Below are 1,995 nucleotides of genomic sequence, written 5' to 3' on the forward strand. Positions count from 1 at the left end.
CCTTATGATACTTCAAGCGGCCGTTCGACCCTGCCCGTGGCGGGGGCGCTAGAATGTCGCCCCCTCCCACGTCCCGTTCCAGCAGGAGTTCCGCCCGTGATCAAGCCCCGTACCCCGCCCGGCACCCTTGAACTGCTGCCGCGCGAGCAGATTGCGTTCCAGCGCATGCTGGACGTCATCCGCCGCAACTACGAGCGCTTCGGGTTCCTGCCGGTGGAGACGCCGGTGTTCGAGCTGTCCGACGTGCTGCTGACCAAGTCCGGTGGCGAGACCGAGCGCCAGGTGTACTTCGTGCAGTCCACCGGGGCGCTGGCGAACGCGGCCGAGTCGGGCGATCGCTCGCTGCCGGAAATGGCGCTGCGCTTCGACCTGACCGTGCCGCTGGCGCGCTACGTGGCCGAGCACGAACACGAACTGACCTTCCCGTTCCGCCGCTACCAGATGCAGCGCGTCTACCGCGGCGAGCGCGCCCAGCGCGGCCGGTTCCGCGAGTTCTACCAGTGCGACATCGACGTGATCGGCAAGGACAGCCTGAGCGTGCGTTACGACGCTGAAGTGCTGGCGGTCATCCATGCGGTGTTCTCGGAACTGCGCATCGGTGACTTCAGCATCCAGCTGAACAACCGCAAGCTGATGCGCGGCTTCTTTGAAAGCCTGGGTGTGGCCGAGGGTGAGCGCCAGCTGGCGGTGCTGCGCGAAGTCGACAAGCTGGACAAGCGCGGCGCCGACTACGTGCGCGAGACGTTGGTGGGCGAGGGCTTCAACATCCCGGCAGAACAGGTCGAGAAGATCCTGGCGTTCGTCGCCGTGCGTTCGCAGGGCCATGCCGATGCGCTGGCGCAGCTGGCCACGCTGGAAGCCGACGCCGGTTCTTCGGAGATCCTGCGCACCGGCGTCGCCGAACTGCGCGAAGTGCTGCAGCTGGTGCAGGCGCTGGGCGTGCCGGAAACCGCGTATTGCCTGAACTTCTCCATTGCGCGCGGCCTGGATTACTACACCGGTACCGTCTACGAGACCACGCTGACCGACCACCCGCAGATCGGCTCGATCTGCTCGGGCGGCCGTTACGAAGACCTGGCCAGCCACTACAGCAAGTCGAAGCTGCCGGGCGTCGGTATCTCCATCGGCCTGTCGCGCCTGTTCTGGCAGCTGCGTGAGGCCGGCCTGATCGACGGCATCGAAGCCAGCAGCGTACAGGCGCTGGTGGCACTGATGGACGAGCAGGGCATGCCGCAGTCGCTGGACATTGCCCGCCGCCTGCGCGCCGGTGGCATCAACACCGAAGTGCAGATGGAGCCGAAGAAGATCGGCAAGCAGTTCCAGTACGCGGCCAAGGCTGGCATCCGCTTCGTGGTGTTGGCGGGTGAGGATGAACTGGCGCGCGGTGTGGTTGCGGTGAAGGACCTGCTGCGCGAGCAGCAGTTCGAAGTGTCGCGCGACGAACTGGCCAGCACCCTTCTGGTGGAGCTGGAGCAGTCGAAGGCGATGGTGTGAAGCCTGCCGCCGCAGGAGTGCTGAGCGTGCTCCTGCTGGCGGGCTGCCAGAGCGACCCGACGCTGCACAGCACGCGGATCGGGCCGGCGCAGTACCGGCTGGCGGTTGATCGCTGCCATGCGATCGACCGCGCACAGCTGGAGGACGATCTGCAGGCCCTGGCCTCGCGGACGTGCCGGGCGGGAGCGGGGGCGTTGGAGAACATCCAGTCCCTGCCGAGCCGGCAGGGCAGGCTGTTCGCCGAATGCCTGCGGCGCGGAGCGCTGCAGGCCGAGGTGCGCTGCCTGCCCTGAGTCGGGCCAGGTTGTTGATTTGAAAGCATAACGCCCGCCCTTTGGTGGGCGTTTCGCGTTTGTGGACCAAGAGCAGTCGAGCATGGCTCGACTCTACAAAAGCCGGTTCCAATCCGATCCATGCCGTTCTGACAGATCACGGCCAACTGTCGAAGGCGGGGCGGGTCCGGTTGAGGGGGCGTGAGCGCCATGGATGGCGCGACCGAGC

At 66.5% G+C, this 1,995-nt stretch carries 2 protein-coding genes; both read left to right on the forward strand.

The annotated features are described in order from the left end of the window. The first annotated feature begins 96 nt into the window (after positions 1-96). Positions 97-1,494, forward strand: a complete 1,398-nt coding sequence (gene hisS, locus QRO95_RS25170) for a histidine--tRNA ligase (protein ID WP_014037003.1) — start codon at positions 97-99, stop codon at positions 1,492-1,494. A 26-nt stretch (positions 1,495-1,520) separates the two neighbouring features. Next, positions 1,521-1,787, forward strand: a complete 267-nt coding sequence (locus QRO95_RS25175) for a hypothetical protein (RefSeq protein ID WP_285303746.1) — start codon at positions 1,521-1,523, stop codon at positions 1,785-1,787. Positions 1,788-1,995 lie beyond the last annotated feature (208 nt).

Source organism: Stenotrophomonas maltophilia group sp. Smal13, from assembly GCF_030236855.1.
In the GTDB taxonomy this organism is placed as follows: domain Bacteria; phylum Pseudomonadota; class Gammaproteobacteria; order Xanthomonadales; family Xanthomonadaceae; genus Stenotrophomonas; species Stenotrophomonas maltophilia_A.